Here is a 1,224-nt window from a genome sequence, read left to right as displayed (position 1 = left end):
ATCCTCGTGCCCAAGGAGATGTTCACCGCCATCGACAAGTTTCCGCTGGCGGCCATCCCTTTCTTCATCCTCGCGGGCAATCTCATGGAGACCGGGGGCATCTCGCGCCGCCTGGTCGAGTTCGCCAAGAGCCTGGTCGGCGGCGTGCAGGGCGGCCTGCCCATGACCTGCGTGCTCACCTGCATGATCTTCGCGGCCGTCTCGGGCTCTTCGGTGGCCACCACCTTCGCCATCGGCGCGATCCTGATCCCGGCGCTGGTCAAGCACGGCTACCCCAGCTCCTACGCGGCCTCGCTGCAGGCGACCTCGGCCGAGCTGGGCGTGATCATCCCGCCCTCCATCCCCATGATCCTGTTCGGCGTGTCGGCCGAGGTCTCGATCGGCGAGCTGTTCATCGCCGGGGTGCTGCCGGGGCTGTTGATCGGCGTCGCGCTGATGCTGTTCGTGCACCTGTACTGCCGCTACAAGGGCTGGGGCAAGCGCGATGGCGAGGGCCGCCTGCCGCTGGCGCGTGCGGCCGGCGATGCGGCCTGGGCGCTGCTGATGCCGGTGATCATCCTGGGCGGGATCTACGGTGGGGTGTTCACGCCCACCGAGGCGTCGGTGGTGGCGGTGTTCTACGCGCTGCTGGTGGGGCTGGTGATCCACCGCGAGCTGCGGCTGGGCGATCTGATGCGGGTGCTGCGCAAGTCGGTGATCTCCAGCGCGGTGATCATGTTCATCATCGCCAACGCGGGGCTGTTCGCGTTTCTGATCACGCGCGCGGGCATCCCGGATGCGATCGGGATGTGGCTCAAGGAGGTGCTGCAGTCGCCCGGCTGGTTCCTGCTGGGGGTGAATGCGGCGCTGTTCGTGATCGGCATGTTCATCGAGACGTCGGCGGCGATCATCGTGCTGGCGCCGATCCTGGTGCCGGTGGCGGTGCACTTCGGGGTCGATCCGGTGCACTTCGGGATCATCATGGTGGTCAATCTGGCCATGGGGATGATCACGCCGCCGTTCGGGGTGAACCTGTTTGCGGCCTGCACGGTGGCCAAGATTTCGCTGGACCAGATCGTGCGTCACCTGCTGCCTTTTGTGCTGGTGATCATGGCCTGTCTGGCCGTGATCACGTATGTCCCCACCCTGACGCTGGCGCTGCGCGACGCGGTCTTTGCCAAGCCTCCGGCGCTCGCTCCCATCGGGCCCGCTCCCGTCATCGGCCCTCAGTGAGAAAGCCCCATG

The 1,224-nt window shown here is 66.7% G+C and carries 1 protein-coding gene; it reads left to right on the top strand.

Annotated features, from left to right (window positions below):
• Positions 1 to 1,212 (top strand): TRAP transporter large permease (locus tag QQK43_RS23085; RefSeq protein WP_284309627.1); only part of this gene is annotated, 1,212 nt, incomplete at its 5' end.
• Positions 1,213 to 1,224 lie beyond the last annotated feature (12 nt).

It is taken from the genome of Hydrogenophaga electricum (assembly GCF_030160815.1).
Taxonomy (GTDB): domain Bacteria; phylum Pseudomonadota; class Gammaproteobacteria; order Burkholderiales; family Burkholderiaceae_C; genus Hydrogenophaga; species Hydrogenophaga electricum.
This window is presented reverse-complemented; position numbering and strand designations above follow the sequence as displayed.